This window comes from Prosthecobacter gellanilyticus (assembly GCF_007992435.1).
Taxonomy (GTDB): Bacteria; Verrucomicrobiota; Verrucomicrobiia; order Verrucomicrobiales; family Verrucomicrobiaceae; genus Prosthecobacter; species Prosthecobacter gellanilyticus.
In genome coordinates, this window is record NZ_BKAG01000004.1 from 33,352 (window position 1) to 54,989 (window position 21,638).

At 60.0% G+C, this 21,638-nt stretch carries 15 protein-coding genes and 11 tRNA genes; 23 read left to right on the forward strand and 3 right to left on the reverse strand.

What is annotated here, in order from left to right:
- Positions 1 to 4: 4 nt before the first annotated feature.
- A complete protein-coding gene (locus tag BGE01nite_RS04205; RefSeq protein ID WP_170266580.1) occupies positions 5 to 610 on the reverse strand; it encodes an IS4/Tn5 family transposase DNA-binding protein in 606 nt (201 codons plus the stop codon).
- A 276-nt stretch (positions 611 to 886) separates the two neighbouring features.
- Here BGE01nite_RS04205 and BGE01nite_RS28880 point away from each other — a divergent pair.
- The 14 genes from BGE01nite_RS28880 (at position 887) to BGE01nite_RS04265 (ending at position 7,809) form a co-directional block, all read left to right on the forward strand.
- Positions 887 to 961: transfer RNA gene (locus BGE01nite_RS28880), tRNA-Trp, on the forward strand.
- Positions 962 to 1,364: 403 nt separating this feature from the next.
- A tRNA-OTHER gene (locus BGE01nite_RS28885) sits at positions 1,365 to 1,437 on the forward strand.
- Between the two features lie 327 nt (positions 1,438 to 1,764).
- Positions 1,765 to 1,845, forward strand: a tRNA-Arg gene (locus BGE01nite_RS04210).
- 506 nt (positions 1,846 to 2,351) lie between these two features.
- Positions 2,352 to 2,428, forward strand: a tRNA-Arg gene (locus BGE01nite_RS28890).
- A gap of 489 nt (positions 2,429 to 2,917) precedes the next feature.
- Positions 2,918 to 2,992 (forward strand) — tRNA-Met (locus BGE01nite_RS04215).
- A 100-nt stretch (positions 2,993 to 3,092) separates the two neighbouring features.
- Positions 3,093 to 3,165 (forward strand) — tRNA-Leu (locus BGE01nite_RS04225).
- 24 nt (positions 3,166 to 3,189) lie between these two features.
- A tRNA-Leu gene (locus tag BGE01nite_RS04230) sits at positions 3,190 to 3,271 on the forward strand.
- Positions 3,272 to 3,371: 100 nt separating this feature from the next.
- Positions 3,372 to 3,447 (forward strand) — tRNA-Leu (locus BGE01nite_RS04235).
- Between the two features lie 9 nt (positions 3,448 to 3,456).
- Positions 3,457 to 3,531 (forward strand) — tRNA-Arg (locus BGE01nite_RS04240).
- Between the two features lie 171 nt (positions 3,532 to 3,702).
- A tRNA-Glu gene (locus tag BGE01nite_RS04245) sits at positions 3,703 to 3,778 on the forward strand.
- 23 nt (positions 3,779 to 3,801) lie between these two features.
- Positions 3,802 to 4,524 (forward strand): hypothetical protein, encoded by a 723-nt coding sequence (locus BGE01nite_RS04250; RefSeq protein WP_146849025.1) that lies wholly within the window; start codon positions 3,802 to 3,804, stop codon positions 4,522 to 4,524.
- Positions 4,515 to 4,590, forward strand: a tRNA-Leu gene (locus BGE01nite_RS04255). Before BGE01nite_RS04250 ends, BGE01nite_RS04255 begins: the two co-directional genes overlap by 10 nt.
- A 724-nt stretch (positions 4,591 to 5,314) precedes the next feature.
- On the forward strand, positions 5,315 to 6,874 hold the full coding sequence (locus BGE01nite_RS04260; RefSeq protein ID WP_146849026.1) for a TROVE domain-containing protein: 1,560 nt from the start codon (positions 5,315 to 5,317) through the stop codon (positions 6,872 to 6,874).
- Between the two features lie 110 nt (positions 6,875 to 6,984).
- On the forward strand, positions 6,985 to 7,809 hold the full coding sequence (locus tag BGE01nite_RS04265; RefSeq protein WP_146849027.1) for a hypothetical protein: 825 nt from the start codon (positions 6,985 to 6,987) through the stop codon (positions 7,807 to 7,809).
- 109 nt (positions 7,810 to 7,918) lie between these two features.
- Here BGE01nite_RS04265 and BGE01nite_RS04270 read toward each other — a convergent pair whose 3' ends face one another.
- On the reverse strand, positions 7,919 to 8,302 hold the full coding sequence (locus BGE01nite_RS04270) for a hypothetical protein (protein WP_146849028.1): 384 nt from the start codon (positions 8,300 to 8,302) through the stop codon (positions 7,919 to 7,921).
- Positions 8,303 to 8,504: 202 nt separating this feature from the next.
- Here BGE01nite_RS04270 and BGE01nite_RS04275 point away from each other — a divergent pair, with 202 nt between their 5' ends.
- Positions 8,505 to 9,752: an RtcB family protein gene (locus tag BGE01nite_RS04275; protein WP_146849029.1), complete on the forward strand. Its 1,248-nt coding sequence runs from the start codon at positions 8,505 to 8,507 to the stop codon at positions 9,750 to 9,752.
- Between the two features lie 166 nt (positions 9,753 to 9,918).
- Complete coding sequence (locus BGE01nite_RS04280) at positions 9,919 to 10,530, forward strand: HNH endonuclease (protein WP_146849030.1); 612 nt, start codon at positions 9,919 to 9,921, stop codon at positions 10,528 to 10,530.
- A 68-nt stretch (positions 10,531 to 10,598) separates the two neighbouring features.
- On the opposite strand, the gene BGE01nite_RS04285 is transcribed toward BGE01nite_RS04280, so the two are convergent.
- Positions 10,599 to 12,026: a N,N-dimethylformamidase beta subunit family domain-containing protein gene (locus BGE01nite_RS04285; RefSeq protein WP_218032891.1), complete on the reverse strand. Its 1,428-nt coding sequence runs from the start codon at positions 12,024 to 12,026 to the stop codon at positions 10,599 to 10,601.
- A 78-nt stretch (positions 12,027 to 12,104) separates the two neighbouring features.
- Here BGE01nite_RS04285 and BGE01nite_RS04290 point away from each other — a divergent pair, with 78 nt between their 5' ends.
- From BGE01nite_RS04290 to BGE01nite_RS04320, 7 genes are all read left to right on the forward strand, one after another.
- Complete coding sequence (locus tag BGE01nite_RS04290; RefSeq protein ID WP_146849031.1) at positions 12,105 to 12,812, forward strand: SDR family oxidoreductase; 708 nt, start codon at positions 12,105 to 12,107, stop codon at positions 12,810 to 12,812.
- Positions 12,813 to 13,091: 279 nt separating this feature from the next.
- A complete protein-coding gene (locus BGE01nite_RS04295) occupies positions 13,092 to 13,850 on the forward strand; it encodes a creatininase family protein (protein ID WP_146849032.1) in 759 nt (252 codons plus the stop codon).
- Positions 13,851 to 13,993: 143 nt separating this feature from the next.
- On the forward strand, positions 13,994 to 14,431 hold the full coding sequence (locus BGE01nite_RS04300) for a hypothetical protein (RefSeq protein WP_146849033.1): 438 nt from the start codon (positions 13,994 to 13,996) through the stop codon (positions 14,429 to 14,431).
- 169 nt (positions 14,432 to 14,600) lie between these two features.
- The gene (locus BGE01nite_RS04305) at positions 14,601 to 15,827 is read left to right on the forward strand and encodes an MFS transporter (RefSeq protein ID WP_146849034.1); all 1,227 of its coding nucleotides are present in this window, start codon (positions 14,601 to 14,603) and stop codon (positions 15,825 to 15,827) included.
- A gap of 70 nt (positions 15,828 to 15,897) precedes the next feature.
- Entirely contained in the window at positions 15,898 to 16,428 is a 531-nt protein-coding gene (locus tag BGE01nite_RS04310) for a sigma-70 family RNA polymerase sigma factor (RefSeq protein ID WP_146849035.1), read from the forward strand.
- A 20-nt stretch (positions 16,429 to 16,448) separates the two neighbouring features.
- The gene (locus tag BGE01nite_RS04315; protein ID WP_146849036.1) at positions 16,449 to 17,987 is read left to right on the forward strand and encodes a hypothetical protein; all 1,539 of its coding nucleotides are present in this window, start codon (positions 16,449 to 16,451) and stop codon (positions 17,985 to 17,987) included.
- 56 nt (positions 17,988 to 18,043) lie between these two features.
- Positions 18,044 to 21,439 (forward strand): beta-propeller domain-containing protein, encoded by a 3,396-nt coding sequence (locus BGE01nite_RS04320; protein WP_146849037.1) that lies wholly within the window; start codon positions 18,044 to 18,046, stop codon positions 21,437 to 21,439.
- The last annotated feature ends 199 nt before the right edge of the window (positions 21,440 to 21,638 follow it).

Genomic DNA, 21,638 nt, shown 5'->3' on the forward strand with positions numbered 1-21,638 from the left:
GGATCTACGCTGGCTGTGCGCTCAACTCCTGCAGCCACTGCCGGGCTTGCCGCGCCAGCTCCAGGCTCTCCAGCCACCGGATGCTTTCCTTGTCCTCAATGCGCTCACGGTTGCGTGTGCCCGGTGTTTGCTTTTTGCGCAGCGCCTTGCGCGCATAAATCTTGGCTCCCAGCAGGCCGAAGACCTCGTCCTCATCGGCGGCGGTGAGAAGCGTGCTGTGCACATGCAGGCCCTGGAAGTCAGCCCGCAGCTGGTTGCTGGAGATCGCACCCAGGCCATCCAGCGAGTGATGCGTGTCGTAGTTGCAGGTGGTGGTATCCTGGATGGCGAGCAGGACACGGCAGCCGCTGTGCATGGCACGGCGCAGCACGGCCTGGCGCTGGACATCGAGCAGCACGGTGTCGGTGACCGTCTCGGCATCCAGCAGACGATAGAAGGCCTTGGCCTCGGCCACAGAACTGGCGAATTGAGGGATGGAGATGCCGGGAGAGTTGAGCATGTGGCTGAGGAAGCTGACCATGCGCCGGTTGCTGCGCGCGTCACCTAGATCAATGGAGCCGAGCTCGTTGAAGGCCCACTCCGCATTGGCCTGCGCCCTGGCTCTGGCCACTGCTTCTGACTCAGGGGCTTGAACGAAGACTGGCAGAGCACGCGGGCGAGATGGACGAATGGGAAGTGGAGGCACCCGTCCGAGGATACCCCGCACTCGAAGAGTACAATCAATACGTGCAAACTTATGGGTAAAGCTCAGGGCAGAGACGCTCGGGCCACCGTGCGTCGTCGACACCGCTCTCGTTCGCACAAAACACCCTCACTCTTCCAGGCGATCTCTGTGCACAAACGCAGAGCCAGCTCATCTCAGGAAACCCAACCCATGAAGCTAAAAACGGCGGTGGCAGACAAGCAATGCACGGGCCTCCAAAACCCGCAGATGTGGGCGCGATACCCACCCGCCGTGCCATTTAAACCAGATCGGCGAGCCGGAGGCTCGAGAGAGATTAGCCGGTGAAATGAGCGTAGCGAATGAGAACCACCGGATCAGCCGAGGTCTCATCTCATATCTCATCCCCGCGCACCCGCAGGTGCGCGAGAAGTTGCCGTTCTCAACCACAACCAGATATCACACTTTCATGGAGCGCGTGTGCCCCATGCCCGGCACAGCACAGGATCACCTCGCCACACGGGTTAGGCGGGTAGGCTGTGTCACACAACACACGCGCTCCATGGCCACACCGCCTAACAGAGACAGAAAAATCAACGCGGCGGTAGTTCGTTAAAGACGCGACACGGGCTGTAACCCCGATGCCACCGAGCCGACACGGAGCGTTACCGTGACGCCGCACCATTCCATTCCATTTCCAAATTGCAGGGAGAGCCAGTGCTCTGCCCGGTCTCATAAGCCGGTCTTCGTGGGTGCAACTCCCATCCCTGCGTCCAATTTTTCCGGTCGTGAAGAAGAACAGCAGACTCGCCTCCTTGTCAGGGAGGAGACAGCGGGGGCAGCACCCGTCGCGACCGCCAGATCAGTTTCAATTTTCCAAGGGCTTGAAGTGTTAAAGTAGCACAGCTGTCTTGCACACAGCAGGAGACGGAGCGTTACCGTCCTCGTCCACCAGTTTCAGAATGCCTCGTGAGGTAAAGTAGCCTGTCGGCCTGTTACGCCGATCGTCGTGGTGCGAATGCCATGCGCGATAGCGCAACTATTCAAGCGAAGCCAAATTGCATGGCCGAAGGCAATCCACGCCGGGGAGCCAGTTTTCAAAAGCCCACAAGGTGTAACGGAGAGTCTGCACGCGCCGCTTCTAACGGCAGAGGTTCCAGGTTCGAATCCTGGTGTGGGTACCAATTTAGCAGCAAGTATACAACGCATGCTTTTCAGCATGCCTAACAAGGAGCACGTCCGGCATAGACGAGGACACGGTCTCGAAAACCGCTGCGCTGTCCATCAGCGTCCAGGGTGCGATTCCCTGGTGCTCCGCCATTTTTAGTTAGTGAGTCCATCCTTCTGTAGCTCAACAGCAGAGCAGCCGGTCGATAACCGGCAGACCGTGGAGCGTCACCACGCGGAAGGACCATCCCGCCGGATGGCTTAGACAGATGAGCGACCGGTTGAAGGCCGGACAAGGTTGGCGCGATACCAAATCCGGCGGCCATTTTCACCCAAAGTAGTCATGAGCTTCAGCTCGTGACCACCACGCAAATCACTGCATGACCATTCGCTGGCACAACCCTTATGCGGGCTTAATCCCAACACGACTTTCCACGCGGCATTGATGTAACAGCAAGCATGTCTGTCTTCCAAACAGAGCGTGTCGGGGCAGCACCGACATGCCGCACCATTTCCGTTTCAAGCTCCCGAAGTGTAATAGATCTGCACGCCACTTTGCGAAAGTGGAGGCTCGAGGTGCAATTCCTCGCGAGAGCACCAATTCAGCCCCAACGGGGCGACACAACTTAGCGAAGGGCAAATGGGCGCAGCCCATGCCGCCCTGGAAGGCACCGATCTTGTAAATCGGATCATGTGAGCGCGAATCTCACCGGGGGAGCCATTCTATTTTCACATTCCCTGCATAGTGTAACAGCAGCATTCCTCGTTGTGAACGAGGCGGTGCCGGGGCAGAACCGGCTGTGGGAACCAATTTATTCCTTTGTCGCCTAAATAAAAAAGCATCGTGCGCATGGTGAAGTCGTCGAGCCAGTGGTTTGCAAAACCACGCCACCCGGTGCGACCGCCATGCCGCGAGAGCGGCGACACTAAGCGCGAAGCGCCAATTTGCGGAGACGAAGTCAATCCGGGGCGCACGTCCAGTTTCTTCAGTTTCATCGGATACGAGAGAGCCAGCTGTTCTCGCCTGCTTTGGGAGCAGGAAGCGCCCGGGGCGGCACCGGGGTATCCGACCAGTTTCAAAATTAAAATCGGTCCGTAGCTCAATGGCAGAGCATCAGAGTCATAATCTGAAGCGTGCCGGTTCGACCCCGGCCGGACCTACCAATTCAATGACTGCCTCGTAGCTCAATCAGTCAGAGCATTCGCCTTTGAAGCGAAGGGTTGGCGGTGCGACTCCGCCCGAGGCTGCCATTTCCACTTTCACGCCCACGTAGTCCAACAGCAGAGACACCCGCCTCAGAAGCGGTCCAGTGCAGGTGCAAATCCTGCCATGGGCACCCTTTCTTCCTTCATTCGACCATGCCTGAGTGGCGGAACTGGTAGACGCGCCAGACTTAGGATCTGGTTGAGAGATCAGTGCAGGTTCGAGTCCTGTCTCAGGCACCCTCTGGGCGTACCACCCCATTCCAATGGGGTTTGATCGGCAAACTAGAGATGAGCCAGAAGTCATCCACGGCACGGAACATCAGTTCCTGCCATCAACGCCTGCGTAGTCCAACAGCAGAGACCTCCGCCTCAAAAGCGGCCCAGTGTGAGTGCAACTCTCACCGCAGGCACCAGATCACAATGCTCCCGTAGCTCAATCATAGAGCGCCGCGCTTCGAACGCGGAGGTTGAGGGTGGGATTCCTTCCGGGAGTGCCATTTAAACGTAGCACGAGCTTTCCAGCTCGTGGCTGAACGAACTGGAAAGTTCGTTCTACTAAGGAACGCCAACCGGACAAGCGAGCCGGGACTCACCGCTAATGAGATCGTCCCGCCCAAGTGCGGGTTGAGGAGCATGCCCTCGACGTTCCGCCAATCTCCAAACAAACAGACCCTGTCGTTCAAAGGATAGGACACTCGCCTTTCAAGTGAGCAATGCCGGGTTCAAGTCCCGCCGGGGTCGCCATCATTTTAAACATCAACCAACGCATGCATCGAAACCTCCAGTTTCACCGGGACAAACTGCTTCTGGCCATCCATCGAGAGCGCTACGCACTTTGGCGAAGGCCGGTCCAGTATGTGCAGCTCAACCCGCCCATCCCACTTCGCTGGGTGCGGCATTGGCGTCTGACGGCCAGGGCACGCAATCGTCACGATGCCGCAGTTCTGCAGACCATCCTTCAGGTCATTGACCACAGGCTCTATCATTGGCGGAAGACTTTCAAATCCGGCAGGCGCCGTGCGCGCAGGATGATCGAGAACACGCAGTTTCCATACGGTATTCGGGAGTATCGCTGGAAGGAACTTGGCTGGCCTGAGCAGTGGAAGATTTTCTTCCATCAGATCCTGGTGAACGAAGGCAGATATGATCAGACCTACTCCTACAAGTTTCGTCGCATGGATCTGCTCGAACTCTTCGTTGAGCGGGAGTATGTCTACCATGCACGGTTGATTGATCCAGAGCGGGAATCTCGCGAAGCACAGATTGAAAGCTTCCTCACTCGCAGCGGTGGAAATATTCGTCTCAAGACACTCTTGGGTGAAAGCTGGCGTTATGGACCCGACCCGCGGCAGAAAAAACTCACCCGCCTGGCCAACCGTCGGATCCGCAAAGCCCTCGAGGGCGACTGGGAAGCCGAGGTGAGAAGAAAGCGCATCATCTTCTCACCTCGGCCGCTCATTCGGCCTAACGAATCATTTATGCTCATGTAGTCCAACAGCAGAGACACGACGTCGAGAGCGTCGCGAGTGCAGGTGCGAATCCTGCCATGAGCACCAGTTTCATTCCACGGTCTAAAGCTTAGAGAGCGAAGCAGCCGGCTTTTAACCGGCATAGCAGGGTGCATGTCCCTGTGGACCGACCAACCCCTTTTGCGGCAGTAAGAACGGAGTTCCTTCGTAGCTCATTGGGTAGAGCACTTGCCATAAACAAGATGTAGCCGGTTCGACTCCAGCCGAACCGCCGGGAAACTGGCGGTTCACTACTCCGTTCATCTTTCTCCGCAAATCCTGAGGCAGTGAGGCCAGGGTTCCTTCGGTATGGAAACCACGATCGAACCATCCTTTGTCGGGATGGAGATCATTTCCCTGTCCGCTCTTTCTCCTCAGACTCTATTTCCATCCCTTTCGCGGCAGTGAAGACAGGATTTCTTCGCTCAACTCAAAACTGAACACGCGTCTGCCCAGTCGGTGGGCTTCGGTCAAAAGCCGGAGCCGGGTTCGATTCCCGGCGGAAACAGTTAGACGCCTGTCTGCCTTTCTCCGCGATTCCTCTTCGTCCTTTGGCCACATTTCTAGTTCGGCCAATCGCGCAAGCTTTGGACTGCGGCAGCCCTGCTGCCGCTTTCCCCAGGCCAGCCCTGCTGGTCGTCAGCAAACACAGGAAATCATACCAGATCTCCTTCCCGGCAGCAGGGCTGCCACACCTCAAAGCGGCAGCAGGCTGCCGCAGTCCAAGGGCCATGGCCCGAGGGCACAACCGTCACTTCAACCACTCCCGACCATGAAGTTTAACTTCCTCAAGAAACGTCCACGCGCAGACGCGCATAATCTCGCTGGTGGCGAGGCGTTCACTGAAACGCCCAAGCTCGAGCTGGCTTCCCTCATGCTCACCGCCTTGCTGAAGGACGAGTTCTACCGCAGTGGGGATGCCACGGCTGCACATCTGCGCGCCCTCATCTCCAAGCAGCAGGACAAACGCTTCGTGGCCAAGGCAGCCCTCTATGCCCGCAAGGAAACAGGTCTGCGCAGCGTGAGCCATCTCACGGCCGCCGAGCTTGCGAAGCAGGTGAAGGGCGAGACATGGACAGCGGGCTTCTACGACCGTGTCGTGCATCGTCCTGATGACGCCATCGAGATCCTTGCCTGTTACCGTGGCCTGCATGGAAAAGTGATTCCGAATTCGCTCAAGAAAGGTCTCGGCCGCGCCCTCTCGCGCTTTGATGAGTATCAGCTCGCCAAATACCGCAAGGACAATGCTGAGCTCTCTTTGGTCGATGTCGTGAACCTCGTTCACCCACCGGCCACAGAGGCTCTCGGAAAGCTGGTCAAAGGCACGCTCGCGCCTGCCCAGACATGGGAGACACGGCTCACGCAGGCCGGTGCTGCCGCGCAGAATGAGGAAGACCTGGCCACGCTGAAACGCGATGCCTGGGCGGATCTCATCCGCACGCGGAAGCTCGGCTACTTCGCCCTCCTGCGGAACCTGCGAAACATCCTGGAGTCCGCTCCGGACGCGGTCACAGACGCACTCGCCATGCTGCGTGATGAAAAGCTCATCCGCCGCTCGCTCGTGCTGCCTTTCCGTTTCCAGACAGCTCTGGATGCCGTGCAGGCCAGCCAGCTCCCACGCGCTGCAGATGCGCTCGCCGCCCTCAGTGATGCTGTGGACATCTCGCTCGCCAATGTGCCCGCCTTTCCAGGCCGCACCTTGATCGCGCTGGATGGCTCCGGTTCCATGGTCGGCCGCCCTTTGCAGATCGGCTCCCTCTTTGCCGCCACCCTTTTGAAGGCAAACGATGCTGACCTCATGCTCTTCAGCGATGACGCCAAATACGTCACCTTGAACAAGCGCGACAGCACGCTCAGCCTAGCCAAATGGTTGCAAAATCAGGCGCAGGCCGCTGGCACAAACTTCCACACCATCTTCCACGCGGCCATCCGCGCGTATGACCGTATCATCATCCTCTCTGACATGCAGGGCTGGGTGGGAAACCATGCGCCCGTGGAGACCTTCCGCCGCTGGAAGACACGCTTTCACTGCCAGCCAAAGGTCTTCAGCTTTGACCTCCAGGGTTACGGCTCCCTGCAGTTCCCAGAGTCTCAGGTCTGCTGTCTCGCTGGCTTCAGCGATAAAACGTTGGATACCCTCAAGCTGCTCGATTCCGCGCCCACGCGCCCTCATCCGCATGATCGAGGCCGTGGAGCTCTGACCGCACGGCATTCATGGAGTGGTGGAGTCTTGGAGCGTCGGGTCTCAAACCCATCACTCCATTTCTCCATCACTCCCATTCCCTTTCTTCACCTCAACCTAACCAACGACATGAAATACCACCCCACTTAGCCAGCGCGTCTTCCCGCTGGCGTCACCCTTGTCTGGAAGATCGCTGTCACATCCGTCCAGCGTGTCCGTTCGCGGACAACCAGCACGGATGATGATTCGATAGTTCCTTTATGAAACTCGAACATCTTGAACGCGCCTTTGAATCCATCGGGGCACGTCTTCGTGTGGGAACCCCGGCTCCGCTCACTCGCGGAATCCGCTCGGTGACCACCGCTTACTCGCTTGATATCGGCCATGATCGCGAGGGGCAGTTCTTTGCCCTTCGGGGTGATGACGCAGCCCTCGCGGCCGTGGAAATCTCGCTGTTGAACAAACAGGCAGACGACCGCCACCTGCTCATCCTCGTGAAAAACGAGGACGGCACCCGCAAGGATCGCTTCCTCTGCGGTCATGACGAGCGCGAATGGTTTGTCGCCGCTGTCCCAGGCACCGCATCCACCGTGGTGCAGGCCAAGGAAGCGTTGAAACCTGCCGCTGTGCGTCATGCCCAGGCTCGCAAGGGCCTGAATGCCCGCAAGGCCAACACCCGGCATAACGCGGCCTTCCGCCGCCAGGGTGAATGGTTCTTCCTGCCCGTGGAGCGTCCTCTGACCGTCGACCCAAAACTCATCCTGCGGAATGAACCGCTCTCCCGTGGTGCTGGCAGCAAGCCGCACCTCGTTGAGCAGATCTACCGCACCGGTGGCGAAGTCGTCTACGTCAGTCGCAAGCATCCACGCGGTATCACGCAGGTGCAGTATAACCACCTGATCAAGCACAACGAAGCCGCGCGAAACATGGCCTGGCAGCAGCTCCGCCGAAACCCGGCTGTGTATGCCCGTGGTGCCGTGCGTCATCCTGACCACGATACCATCGTGCTTCACGACTGGTGCCGCGTGCTGATGAATGAGGAGCACCAAGCTCCCGCCCGTCAGAACCTCGCCTTCCTCGATTGATTCCAAACAAATCCAATCGCGTGTTCATCCACTTCGCGTGCGGCATGCTTCACCGCGTGCCGCACGCGTCTTGGACTTTTTTCCGCTTTAATGTAGCAATGTGAGCAGGTCATCGAGTCGCATTGGAAGCGGCGTCGATGAAGTCGCGAATTGTGCCAACTGAAGATTGGTTGTTAGTAGGTTCCTCCAACTGAACACCCGCCCCAGTTTCTGGAGGCACCCCAAGAGGAATGGCTTCATCGCTGTGATCCAGGAAAGAAGTGCTGTTTGCATCAATTGTGAAAAACTTGAGATGAATATCTCTTTCCACAATGAATGATCGGAAGAACATAATTGAAGGGACTACGCGGTTGAGCCAATCGTCGTTGTTCTCGTCTTTATACCGGAAAACACTGCCACCAAGGCGTTTCCATCCGAAGCGCTCAAACATAGATCGCAGGTAATTACGATCATTCGGGGTGGCGTCAGCTAAGTCAAAAGAGAGTGTGAGCATAGTAGGTGCGGGATTTAATCCCAGATAGAGCATTAGCTCCTAGCGTTGCGTCGGCAATTCCTTAGTTGCCAAAATGAGAGCCATCTGAGGTGGCAGAAAGTGATTCTCCAAAAAGAACGAACACCGCTGCCCAGGACCCTCGTGCCCACGTCTCATCACTCCCTTTCTCCAAAGCTCCAGGACTCCCAGTCCCCACCACTTCATGAACTCTGAAACTCTCACCTCACCCGGCGTGCCTGTGCGCCAGGTGCCCGCGACCTGGTCCCAATGGGGATCTGGACTCGATCCGCAGGCTGTGCAGCAGATGGCGAACGCTTGTTCGCTGCCTGTCGCGGTCGCGGGGGCGCTGATGCCGGATGCGCACACCGGTTACGGTCTGCCCATCGGCGGCGTGCTCGCCACGGAAGGCTGTGTCATCCCTTATGCGGTCGGTGTCGACATCGCCTGCCGCATGCGCCTAACGGTTTATGATATCAAGGCCAGCACCATTGCGGGCCAGAAGGGCCGTCTGGCGAACATCCTGGAAAATGAAACGCGTTTCGGCATCGGCGCTGCGTTCAAGGAGCGTCGTGATCATGACGTGATGGATGATGAGGACTGGAATGTCTCGCACGTCACCCGTCGTCATCGCGACAAGGCCTGGGACCAGCTTGGCACCAGCGGCTCGGGAAACCACTTCGTTGAGTTCGGTGCCTTCACCGTCTCGGCGGATGACAGCACCGCGCTGAAGGAGTCCGGCACCGACATCCCGCCGGGCGAATACATCGCGCTGCTGTCTCACAGCGGCTCTCGCGGGGCAGGCGCGCAGGTTTGCCAGCACTACAGCCGCATTGCCATGGATCTGCATGAAGATCTGCCGAAGGAGCTGAAACACCTCGCGTGGCTCAGCTTTGAGGAAGGCGCGGGCCAGGAATACTGGACCGCCATGAACCTCATGGGCCGCTACGCCGCCGCGAACCATGCCGTCATTCACAAACGCATCGCCAAGAAGGCCGGGGCAGATGTCATTCTCGACATCGAGAATCATCACAACTTCGCCTGGAAAGAAACGCATGTGATCGATGGCGTGGCGCGCGAGGTCATCGTGCATCGCAAAGGCGCCACACCCGCCGGAGCGGGTGTGCTCGGGATCATCCCCGGGTCCATGGCCACTCCCGGTTACGTGGTCCGGGGCAGGGGAGCACCCGCCTCCCTGGACAGCGCCTCCCACGGTGCAGGCCGTGTCATGAGCCGCAGCCAGGCGAAGCAGAGCTTCACCTGGGGAGGTGTGAAAAAGCAGCTCGCCGCCGCTGGCGTGGAGCTCCTCAGTGCCGGGATCGATGAGGTCCCCGGCGTCTACAAGGACATCCACAGCGTCATGGCCGCCCAGACCGACCTCGTGGACGTGCTGGGCACCTTTCAGCCTCGTATCGTCAAAATGTGCCCTGCAGGCGACCAGTCTGAGGACTGATCCGCGGTGCTTCATCGTTACATTCTAACCTTTTTTAATTCACTTATGTCAAACTTGGCACTTGGCAAAGCAGCTCTGCTGCATAGCCTCGTTGTCCCAGAACGAACACCGCTGCGCGGCTCATGTCGTGTGGTGATGCTCGAGTTTACTTTCTCAGCCAGCCCTTATGAGTGACGTTCTGAATAAATCGACCGTTTTGGTGTTGAACCGAAACTGGCAGGCCATCGCCGTCAAAACCCCTGCCGAAGCCTTCAGCATGATGGCCACCGGCAATGCCACAGCCCTGAAAATCTCTGGCGATGACGACATGACACCCGTCACCTTTGAGGACTGGATGACCCTGCCCGTGACTTCTGGAGACAATAGCATCGGCACTGTCCACGGTCCTGTGCGCGTGCCCACCGTGCTCGTGCTGGCCCGGTTTGACAGAGTGCCGAAGCGCCGCCCCAAATTCTGCGCCAAGGCCATCTGGGAGCGTGATGGTGGTGTGTGCCAATACACCGGCCGCAAGCTCAAGCCGAACGAGGGCAACATCGACCACATCGTGCCTGTCTCCCGCGGTGGCAAAAGCACCTGGGACAACTGCGTGCTCGCGGACAAGAAGGTGAACAGCAAGAAGGGCAGCAAGCTGCCCGACGAAGCTGGTCTCAAGCTCCTGCGCCGCCCCACAGCCCCACGTGAGATCCCCGTGAGCCAGCTCATCCGCAACACCTACCAGGTGCGCGACTGGGAAGTCTTCCTGGATCATAACAAAGGCGCCTTCGATGTGACCGCCTAACCAATTCTGCCCACGGACTCTGTTCGCGGGCAGTTTTGTTGTTGGCATCTGAGTGCCAGCCTTCCGCATTACATCAATGCGCGCTTGAGCAGATTGGCGGTGATCTGCTGCACACGTTTGTCAGGTCCATGCGGGCGTGAGTAGTGGCTCCACACAGGCATGTGACCGGGAGGTTTGCTCATGCCCTGCGCCCACCAGATCGTCGAGGCATTGAAGACGAAATTGCCCTTCGGTCCGTTGAAAATCACGGCCTGCCATTGCTGCGGGTTCACCCCGCTCTGCCAGCAGGTGCCACCGGCGAGGATCTCGAGCCCGGGCAGATCGGACGGTGCATCACCATGATACTCCCAGCCGATGAGACCAGGGACGGAGTCACCCTTTTTCATGCCGGTGCCGTCAAAGACCCAGTGCTCCGGCTTCTGGCAGATCCAGTCGCCACCACCATTCACGGGGGAGATGTTGCGCACACCCATGAGGTAGCCTTCATCCGGTCCGCGATGCGGATACGGCCCATATCTCTTCTCACGATTCACCGCATAAGTGTAGTCACCCCCATAGGGACCGCCGCGGAAGATGCGGCGGTTCGGCGCGCCCTCGGCATTCGCTGAAAAGGGCGTCACCCAGCACACGGAATTGCCCGAGAGGAAGAGCAGGTTCACACCTTCATCTCGCATCTTGGCCACGCTGTCATGCTGGCGGATGTCCCAGTACTCATCATGGCCGATGCTGATGAAGGCCTTGCACTTCAAGCCACGATCAGGCGTGATCATGTCGCTGTTGGAGCAGTAGCTGACATCATAACCATGCTGCTCCAGCCAGTAGGCCATGGGGAACTCAAAGCAGAGCCACTCGCCGCTGCCCACGGACTGCGGATTGTCGTAGATCTGCGCATACTTCGCATATGGGCGGTCGAAACTCACGTCCGCCGAGGAACCCTGGTTGCCCTTCGGGTCGGTGTACAGGGAGTAGTCGTCCGGCCATTTGTTATACGCCTGCCAGGTGTTGTCGCTGCACTGCAGCAGGATGTCTGCCTTGCGGTCATCCGTGACGATGAAGACAATGTAGCTCTGCCAGTAGGGTTCAGGGTTCTCAGTTCCCTGTTTGTTGTTAGGCAGATTAGTGAGCCGGCCGAGATAGACACCGCTCAGCCAGTCCTGCGGAATCGTGATGGAGGTGGTCTTCTGCCAGCGGCATTCGCGCAGACGCTTTTCACCGACCTCTGGAGTAGGCTGCGCCGTGCCCTCAAACGGGCCGAGCTCTGTCATGAGCCGCGCGCCCTTGCCGCCATAGTAGCCGGTGCGGAAGATCTCGATCTTGAAGCGCGCTGCGGGATTCGTGCTGACGAAGATGTCCAGCACCTCGCCAGCCTTCACCGACTGGCGGGAGCAGTAACCCTCAATGAAGGGTGATCGATACGCGCTCTTGTCCAGGCGCATGCGGGTGAGCTGCCAGTCGCTTGAGCCTGGGAGGGAGTTTTCTTTTTCGATCACGGTCATGTCGAAAGTAAGCATCCGGGGGGCTTGTCCTTTCTTCGGTCTTGTGTTGAAGGAGGCACCGGCTCAAATGAGCGGCTCATGACTCTCCAAGACCAAGTCTGCATCATCACCGGCGGTGCCAAGGGCATCGGCCTCGCCACCGCGAAACTGCTGCTCGCCCGTGGCGCGAAGGTGGCCTCGCTCGATCTCGAAGACTGCCCGCTCGGCGAGGTGCTTTCCTTGAAGTGTGATGTGACCCGCAGTGCGGAGGTGGAAGCTGCGACCACAAAGGTGACGCAGCAGCTCGGCCCTGTCGCCATCTGGGTGAACAATGCCGGCCTTGCCCGGCATCGCTGGATCCAGGATTACAGCGAGGCGGAGATTGATCTCATGCTCGCGGTGAATTTGAAAGGCACCATCCTCGGTTCACAATCTGCGTTGAAGGCCATGATCCCGCAGAAGCGCGGGCACATCATCAATGTCATCTCCACTGCCAGCCTGCGCGGCATCCCGAGCGAGACCGTGTATTGCGCCGCGAAGTGGGGCGTTCGTGGCTTCACGCAAGGCCTTGCCGAAGAAGCCGCCGCGCATCGCATCCGTGTCACCGCTCTGCTACCCGGTGGTGTGGACACCGCCTTCTGGGATGCCGCCTCCGAGCGCCAGGCCCCGAAGCAGCTCTTCCTGAAGCCCGAGCACATCGCCGACGGCATCCTGCGGTGCGTGGAGATGGACGACTTCTGCGTGCCGCGTGAGCTGGTGCTGAGGTCTTTGGACGACAGCGATTTCGCGGTGAAGCCGAAGGACTGAAGGGGGAGAGTCGAGATTTGATGTTGAAGGCGCGGCAGCGTCCTGGAGTGCGCCGGTCCTCCGGCGCTCTTGAAGGCCGCATGAGAATCTTTACACAAGCTGTTCACCAAGTCTGCCGGGGCATTTCGCTCTCCCGAGGTTCGTGGATCACTCACTCCGACGAAAGCGCCGGAGGACCGGCGCACTCCAGGACGCTCCGCGACTTCGGCGCCTGCGATCAACTCCATCATTTCATTGTGAAGGTCGGGTGATTGATGGCGTAATGCTCTCTCATCTCCCATGCTCCTCGCTGAACTGACCTGGCCTGACATTGCCTCTTTAAGTAAAGACACACCGGTGGTGTTTCCGGTGGCGGCGCTGGAGCAGCACGGGCGCCACATGCCGGTGTTCACGGACTCGATGCTGATGGGCGAGATCGCCCGCCGGGCGGAGCTGGAATTGAAGAGGGAGGTGCTCTTTGCCCCGCTGCAGTGGCTGGGGAACTCCCACCACCACATGGATTTTCCGGGGACGATGTCCGCCGAACCAAGAGTGTATCTTGATCTGCTGTGCGGACTGATGGAAAATTTCATCTCGCATGGTTTCCGCCGGCTGATTATTCTCAATGGTCACGGCGGCAATGACGTGCCCGGAAAGCAGGCCGTGTTTGAGCTAAGGCAGAAGCATCGCGCGCGGAATGATCTGCTGCTGCTCTTTGCCACCTACTGGAATCTGGTGGTGGAACCAGCGAAGGCGCATCCAGACCTGCAGCAGCAGGTGATGGGCCACGCCTGCGAGTGGGAGACCTCCATGGTGCTGCGCCTGGCCCCGCACTTGGTGAAGGGCCACGAGACGGTCGGCAATGTGCCATTTGGCAATGCTTTCGAGCCCGCCTCGCGCGGCTGGATCATGAATGATCGCAGCGAGCTAGGTCACGTGGGTGATCCCACCACTGCGAGCGCCGAGAAGGGCGAGGCGTTGTTTCAGGCGTTTACCTCCGGCACCGTGGCCATGCTGAAAAGAGTGATCGCGTGGGATGGTGCTAGCTGGGAAGGCTAGGGAATGACGAATGAGTAAATCCGAATGACGAAAGAAGCACCCATGACAAAGGATGACTTTCTTGAGGCAGGCTCGTTCGTTAGAACAAGGGCCGAGGATGGCATTCTGGCGAATGCGCTTACGCAGGGAGGCGCGCCGCTGAGATGATAATTCGCCAGTTCGTCTTCATCGGCAGCCTTGTGGCGAATGTGATCGCCGCAGTGTTTTTTCTTTCAATGCAGTTCGAGCGGATCGGCGGCAGGCGCTATGATCCATCCAAGCCCAGGGATCTCGGTGACCTGAGAAGGATCATCTACAGCATCAAGCCGCTACAGGTGGCAATGGAAGAGCACCGGCAGCATTCTCGTGTTTATCCTGAGCATTTCGATGAGCTGGCCCCGAAGCTGAAAGAGAAACACTTTCTGGAAGAAGTAACGGGATCAGATTATGTCCCGCGACTGAGCTTTAGTGGCAGCGACAGTGATGGGTATCAGATTCATATCAAACTTGGTTGGGACCCTGGCTTGTATTTCTACTCCGCCAAGAACGAATGGGTCTATGATCCGGGGGATGGCTCTGATACGACTGTGATCGAGCCATGAAATCTGGGAAGAGATGAGATGAAATGACGAATGAGTAAATCCGAATGACGAAAGAAGAACCCATGACGAAATCCAATCAGCCCGCCAGTCCTCATCTCCTCTTTGGCATTCGGATTTCGTGTTTCGTCATTCCTTCGTCATTGGGTATTTAGGTCTTCGTCATTTCATCATGGCTTCTACACGCTCTTCATCCTGGAAATGGTGGATCACAGGTCTGCTGCTGCTGGCGACGACGATCAACTACATGGACCGCGTGACGCTGGCGAATGCTTCCGTCCGCGTGACGAAGGAGTTTGGGCTGACCGAGCAGAACTACGGGAGTCTTGAGCTGTGGTTTGGCTGGGCTTTTGCGGCGGGATCTCTGGTGTTTGGATTCCTGGCGGACCGGCTGCGCATCTACTGGCTGTATCCTTGCGTGCTCGCAGGCTGGTCGGTGATGGGGATGATCTCCGGATGGACGAAGGACTACGAGCAGTTGCTCGTGTGCCGGACTCTGCTGGGCTTCTTCGAGGCCGGTCACTGGCCCTGCGCGCTGAAGACCACCTTTGCCGTGCTGAATGAAAAAGACCGCACGATGGGGAACAGCGTGCTGCAAAGCGGCGCCAGCGTTGGCGCGATCATCACGCCGCAGGTGATGAAGATGCTGATGACGGAGGAGCTGGGCTCCTGGAGGTCCGCGTTTGTGGTCGTGGGCGTCTTCGGCCTGGCCTGGGTGGCCGTGTGGCTCATCATGATGCGCGGCAGCGGGCTGGATGATGCGCCGAGGCAGGCTCAGGACACACTGAAGGCTCCGTTGTGTGATATTTTGTTAAGCCGCAGCTTCTGGGCGCTCGCACTGCTGATCACGGGCACACAGACCGTGTGGCACATCTACCGCGTGTGGATGATGAAGTTCCTGCAGACAGGTCGTGGCTACACGGAGGCGGCCGCGCTGGACTTCCAGTCGGCCTATTATATCTCCACCGATGTCGGCTGTTTCATGGCCGGGGTGGTCTCCCTCTGGCTGGTGAGGAAGAAGAGCTTCAGCGCGCATGATTCACGCCGCTGGGTGTATGCCGGAGCTTGTCTGCTGACATCTCTCAGTGTGCTGATTCCGGCCTTGGAAAAAGGACAGGCACTGCTCGGGGTGCTGCTGATCATCGGGGCAGGGGCACTGGCGCTGTTTCCGTGCTACTACAGTTTTGTGCAGGAGCTGAGCGCGCATCATGTGGGACGTCTGACGGGCCTGCTGAGCATGTGGGTCTGGGCGGTGACCTCGCCGCTGCACAAGCTCTTTGGCTGGATCGCAGACACCACGCACTCGTATGACCAGGGGCTGGTGATCGCGGGATTGGCACCGTGGATCGGAGTGATCGCGATGAAGTGGTTATGGGTCAGGAAGGCTCCTGAATCCTGATTCGCAGGTTCTGTTGAAGATTTTCTGTCAGAAAAAGGTCAGGTCTGGCAAAGTGAGGTGACTCCACTCCATGTCCGACCCGAGCCATGACCAGTTTTTGCCCCGTTTTCTCGCTGTGCAGGCGGATCTCCGGGCCTTTATTGGCGCTGCCGTGAGAGACGTGGTGACCCGGGAGGACGTGTTTCAAGAAGTCGCCATGATCCTGTGGAAAAAATTCGAGCTCTATGACCCGGCCCGGCCTTTCGGTGCCTGGGCACGGGGCATCGCGATCCGCAAGATCATGGAGGACCGCCGCCTGCGGGAAAAGCTGCCGCAGTCCTGCACGGCGGAGACGCTGGAGGCGCTGGCCCATGGCTTTGATGCCGATGAGGCCGAGGCCCCCTGGAAAGACCGCGAAAAGGCGCTGCACCGCTGCCTGGAGCAGTTGCCGGAGCGTAGCGCACGTCTGATCCGCGAGCGCTACCACCAGAATCACAGCATCGAGCGCATGTCCACTGAACAGGGTCTGAGCGCGGATGCCATCTACCAGACCCTGAGCCGCCTGCGCCGTCAGTTGCGCGACTGCGTGGAGCGCCGGCTCGGCCTGATCCTCGAATCCTAACTTTTCTTTTACCTCACCGCATGCCACTCAAGGCCGACAGTGCCGAATTTGCCGATCTCCTCGACCGCTGGCTGAATGACACCGCCACGACCGAGGAAGCGGAGCTTTTCTGGCGCTGTGTCACGGAGAGCCGGGAGTGCGCGGTGGCTTTTGGTGCGGCGGCCAGGTTTGAAGGCCTGCTGGCAGACACCGTGAAGGCGCTGGATGTGGAGGCAGAAGCCCGCCGGGTGCTGTCAGTGCCGGCACGGCGCCCTGGCTCCGACCCCATCACCACCTCTCACTCGCAGCCGCTGACGTCCCGTAGCGCCGCACGCCAGGTGGCGGGCCAGCAGCAACTGCCCGTGCGCGCCTTTGCCATGGCGGCGGCGGTCATTCTGCTCGGCCTGGTCACAGCCATGCTCTGGCCGGATGCGGTGGACACACCGAAGGTTTCCAAGACGGCTCCCAATGCCACTGCGCCGGTGAAGCCGGCGGACATGCTCACCGCCCCCCCCGCGTCGACCAGCCAGGCTCCTGACGCCGTCTCCGTACCGGTTTCTCCGGTCAGCATGGCTGCACAGGAACCTCGGCAGGCGGGAGGGCCGGAGTTTGTGGAGGTGCCGCTGACCACCCGGCTGGATGGCTTCTGGCTTCGCGGAGTGACGCTGGACAACGTGCCTCTGGGTCAGGCCATGTCCGTGCTGCGCCAGCTTCTGGTGGAGGCGGACTACCGCAAGAGCCTGCCGCTGGATCAACTCCAGGTGGCCGTGCCCGCCGGAGCGCTGAGCCGCCGCGTGACGTTTCACAGTGACAGCATCCCGTATCTGAAGGCCGTGAGCGCCGTGGCCGCTCTGGCTGGCTGTGAGGTGGAGCTGGCGGATCTCAGCATCACGCTCCAGCTCATGCCGGGGACCTTCCCTCAGGTGGCCGAGAAGCGCGTGCTCGCGGACGTGCTGGCTGGCGCTGTGCTGGCAGACGGCACCCCGATGGCCAGTGATGCGGCCAGCCTGACCGCCCTGTGGAATGACGCGGCTCGGCTCGGCATCGCGGTGGCCCAGGACGGCACGGCCCAGGTCTCGCGCGGCCAGATGGAGGCGCTGACCCTCATGGCGGCTTCGCGTAACCAAAAGGATGACGTGGAGCTGGCCGGCTTCGCCGTTTATGTGGTGCCGGATGGTCAGCTGCCCCAGTCCGGCGTGTTGACCCCGGAGCAGACAGAGCAGCTCCGGCAGAGCCTCATCGATCAGGGCATCCAGCCAGTGGCGGTGATCATGCCGGACCTGAATCCGCCGGAAAATACGCGGCCGCTGATTGCTGCCACCGTGCATGGTGACGAGGTGACCTACTCTGCGGCAAATGCACCGGGAGTCTCCCAGACCATGCCCATCGCCTCGCAGGAGTCTCCCGCCGGACTGGTGCTGACAGGGCGTAACATCACCCTGGCCAGCAATGCCCAGGCCTCTGGATTCACCGCCGGCACCACCGGTGCTGTAAATAACATCACAGGCACTCTCGTCATGCTTCCCACCAAGGTGAGTTCCACCCAGGTCATCAGTCCAGGGAACACCTCCCCGCCCTGAGCCGCTTCTCGGCGGCCCTCCCGGCCTTCTTCGCATCAGCCTACCAACCTCTCTCTATGATCCCACGTCTTCTCATCTGCCTGACAGCATGGATGGCAGTCCTCGGCGGCTCCCCGCTCTCCGCCCTTCCGCCACCAGCTGCTCCCGCCGCTGCAGCGGTGAACCTGCGCTTCACGATGAACGGGGCCGTCGTCACAGCGGCTCTGGAGCGTGGCGTTTATCAGGCTGTGCTGGAGCAGAAAAGCGGAGACGGCTGGAAGCCGCTGGCCGTGGCCTACTCAACTTCACGCACGGGACGCGTGACCTTCAAGATGCCCGCTGCCACGGATGCAGCGAACCTGCGCGTGCAGGGCTACCGTACGCCCAAGTTCCCCGCGCGCTTCTTGTATGGCAAACGCAGCTTTGACCGCAAGGACCTGACCTCAGACACGCTCACGCTGTCTGGCAATGTCAGCATCCCCAACATGAGCATCATGCCAACGATCGCCTTCACCAGCACCGCGCTGGCTTCCGCTAACACGCTGATGGGGGCCACCACCGCAATCTCACGTGCGCTGGCCGATCTGCCGCCGACTCCGGTGACGGACACGGTGCTCGAGTCCGACATCTGGCAGATCGTGGGCAACCAGATGTATTTCTTCAACCACTACCGCGGCCTGCAGATCCTGGACCTGGCCGCCCCCACGCTGCCCGTGCGCACCGGCAGTGTGAGGCTGCCCGCCAGCGGTGAGCAAATGATCGTGATGGATGAGGCCGGAACTCAAGTGGCGCTGCTGGGCACCTCCACTGACCACAAAAATGTGGGCAAGACCACGGTGTGGCTGATCCGCGTGGCGGATGGCATTCCAGCGATGGCCTCCGAGGTGCCGCTGGAAGGTGTCATGCTGGACAGCCGCCTCGTCGGCACCACGCTGCATGTGCTGAGCAAAGTCAGCCCTGAGCTCACCGCCAACAGCAGCACCCACGATATGCATGGCACGGCGGTGCTGACGAGCATCGACCTCAGCAATCTCGACGCACCGAAGAAGCTGGGCAGGCTGACCTTTCCCGCTGAAAGTGCCGCCCTGCAGATATCCGAAGGCTGCGCGCTGGTGGCCACCACCTACTATGCGGGCACGAATCTTTATGCCAACCGGGCTGTGCATCTTGTGGATGTCTCCAAGGCACCGCGTCTGGTGAAGACTTTCACTCCACGCGGCCTCATTCAGGACAAGTTCAAGCTCGGCATCGTGAACGGCAGCGTGGTCACCGTCTCGATCGAGGGCTCATGGACCGACCGCAAAACCTGGGTGGAGACCTTTCCCATCGCCGGCAGTGACGTGACTGCTCAGTCCGCGCTGGAGCTGGAACGCGCTCGCGGAGAGACCCTGCATGCCACGCGCTTTGACGGTGACCGGCTCTACGTCGTGACCTTCCGCCAGATCGATCCGCTCTTCATCGTGGACCTGGCAAACCCCGCCGCGCCGGTGCTTTCCGGTGTGCTGGAGGTGCCGGGCTGGAGCACCTACCTGGAGCCCTTGGGAGACCGCTTGCTCGCCGTGGGTATCGAGGGCGGTTACACCACCGTGTCCCTCTTTGATGTCGCGGATGTCACCGCGCCCTCTCTTTTGTCACGTTTGAAGTTAGGTGGAACCTACGGGAGCAATAGCGAGGCCAACACGGATGAGAAGGCCATCGAGTATCTCCCTGAGGAAGGCATCCTCATGGTGCCCTTCCAAGGCGGGACTCCCTCAGGCGGTGATAAAGCGGTGCAGGTGGTGAACGTGGGCGCAGACGAGCTCACCGCCGGACCGACGATCGGGCATGACTTTGATCCCCGGCGCGGCAGCTTCATCAGCGGTCATTACGTCAGCATCTCCGGTCATGAGTTGCTGGTGCATGGCACGGACACTGAAGCGACTGATGAGCCCGTCGTTTCTCTGCCGTTGGCCTGGCGCGCAGACCGCGTGGTGCCAGTGGGTGAGCATCTGGTGCAGATTGAGGACGGGCAGAACTTCAACCGCTACTTTACCCCCGCCCCTGGCGAATACGCGAAGCTGCGCATCACCTCCACCACCGATCCGGATGCGCTGGAGCAGGTCGTCAACATCGGCTGCGGCCGCATCGTGGGCATCACACAGCGTGACAGCCGCCTCTATCTGGCGCAGCAGATGCAGTTCACCACCACCACTCTCGCCCGTGATGTTGCACCCTCTCTGCGCACGCTGGCACTGGACCTCTCCAGCAAGACACCCGTGGTCACCCAGGTGGGGAGCGTCGTCCATGATCTCGGCGCGCTGAACGTGCCCGACCCAACCATCGACGAGGTCCAGCCACTCTGGATCAATGATCAAAAGTTGGTTTGGTATGTCCCGCTCAATCAGGGTCTCAGGCTCATTCCTGGCCCGATCATCATTGGCGGACCCATCTTCCGTCTGCCCGTGTTGACGCTGCCGATCCTGATCGGCCAGCCGGTCATAGATATCGGCATCATTGGCCCGGGCAGATTGATCACCAACGTCAACGCCACCCTCAATGGTGCCGTCCTCACCGGGGCTCCTCCTCCGCCGGCAGAGCCCGCGCCCGGGCCGCCTCCCGGCGTGCCTGCTGCCGTTCTCTGCCCGGTGAGCATCGATACCGCAGGGACCATCACGGCGGAAACAGCCCAGGTGGTGCGTGTGAAGGGTAACCTGCGCCACACCAGCCGGGCCTTCACACAAGGCGGCTTCATCTTCTTCAGCTATGACACCGCGGTGGAGAAGTCCTCCTCCAATGCAACCACCGCGACAACGAGCGCCGCCAGCTTCACCCGTGGACCGGTGCTGACGAAGATCGCCGTGCCCTTGCGCCCGCAGGAAGTGCGGCTGGCCTCCTGGCTGCAGGTGATCGACTGGAATGGCAATGCGCCCGTGCTGCGTGATCCCGTGTCCATCCCGGGGCCGCTGCTGAGCGTGGCCCAGGCGGATGCACAGGGTGCGGTGGTCCTGACGAACAGTGACCAGCAGATCTCCAAGACCGCCGCCGCCACACGTGTGATCCAGGCCTGCGCCTATGATGGTGTGAGCGCCTGGCAGCTCGACAGCTACATCACCTCCACGCCTTACCACAGCGCCACGGCCACGGACGGCCTCCGCCTCTATCTCGGCCGGGAGGTCGGCATCATCGGAGTCGTGGGAGTGGGTTACAATGCCCTCACCGGCCGCCTTTCCCAGATCAACAACTGGCCCACCGCCGAGACACCGACCACGCTGCATGTCATCCCCGGTCATCTGCTGGCCAGCAGTGCCGGTAACCTGGAGGTGGCCACCATCACGGCCAGCACCGGTGTGCTGAAGCCCGTGGCGTCCTTTGACACTCCCACGAATCTCTGGCTGCGGGTGGACCGCAGCGCCATCACCCCCGCGCAGGACCTCTGGATCCCTGCTGGCGAATTCGGTGTCGAGTTCCTCCAGCGTGGAGATCTGGCCCCGTAACATCCTTTGCCGAAAAGCGCCCCCCGGGCCTGCCTCCCAAACCCAGGCCCTAGGCATTCAAAACCCCGCAGTCCGTCACTGCGGGGTTTTCTTTTGGTGGATGGTGGGATCGCGCCACCTCTCCTGGCAAATGGCTTCCTGCCTCTGGCTGGAAAGACTCGGGCACCGTGGGGCGATTCTTTTCATGTCCAAGATGAGC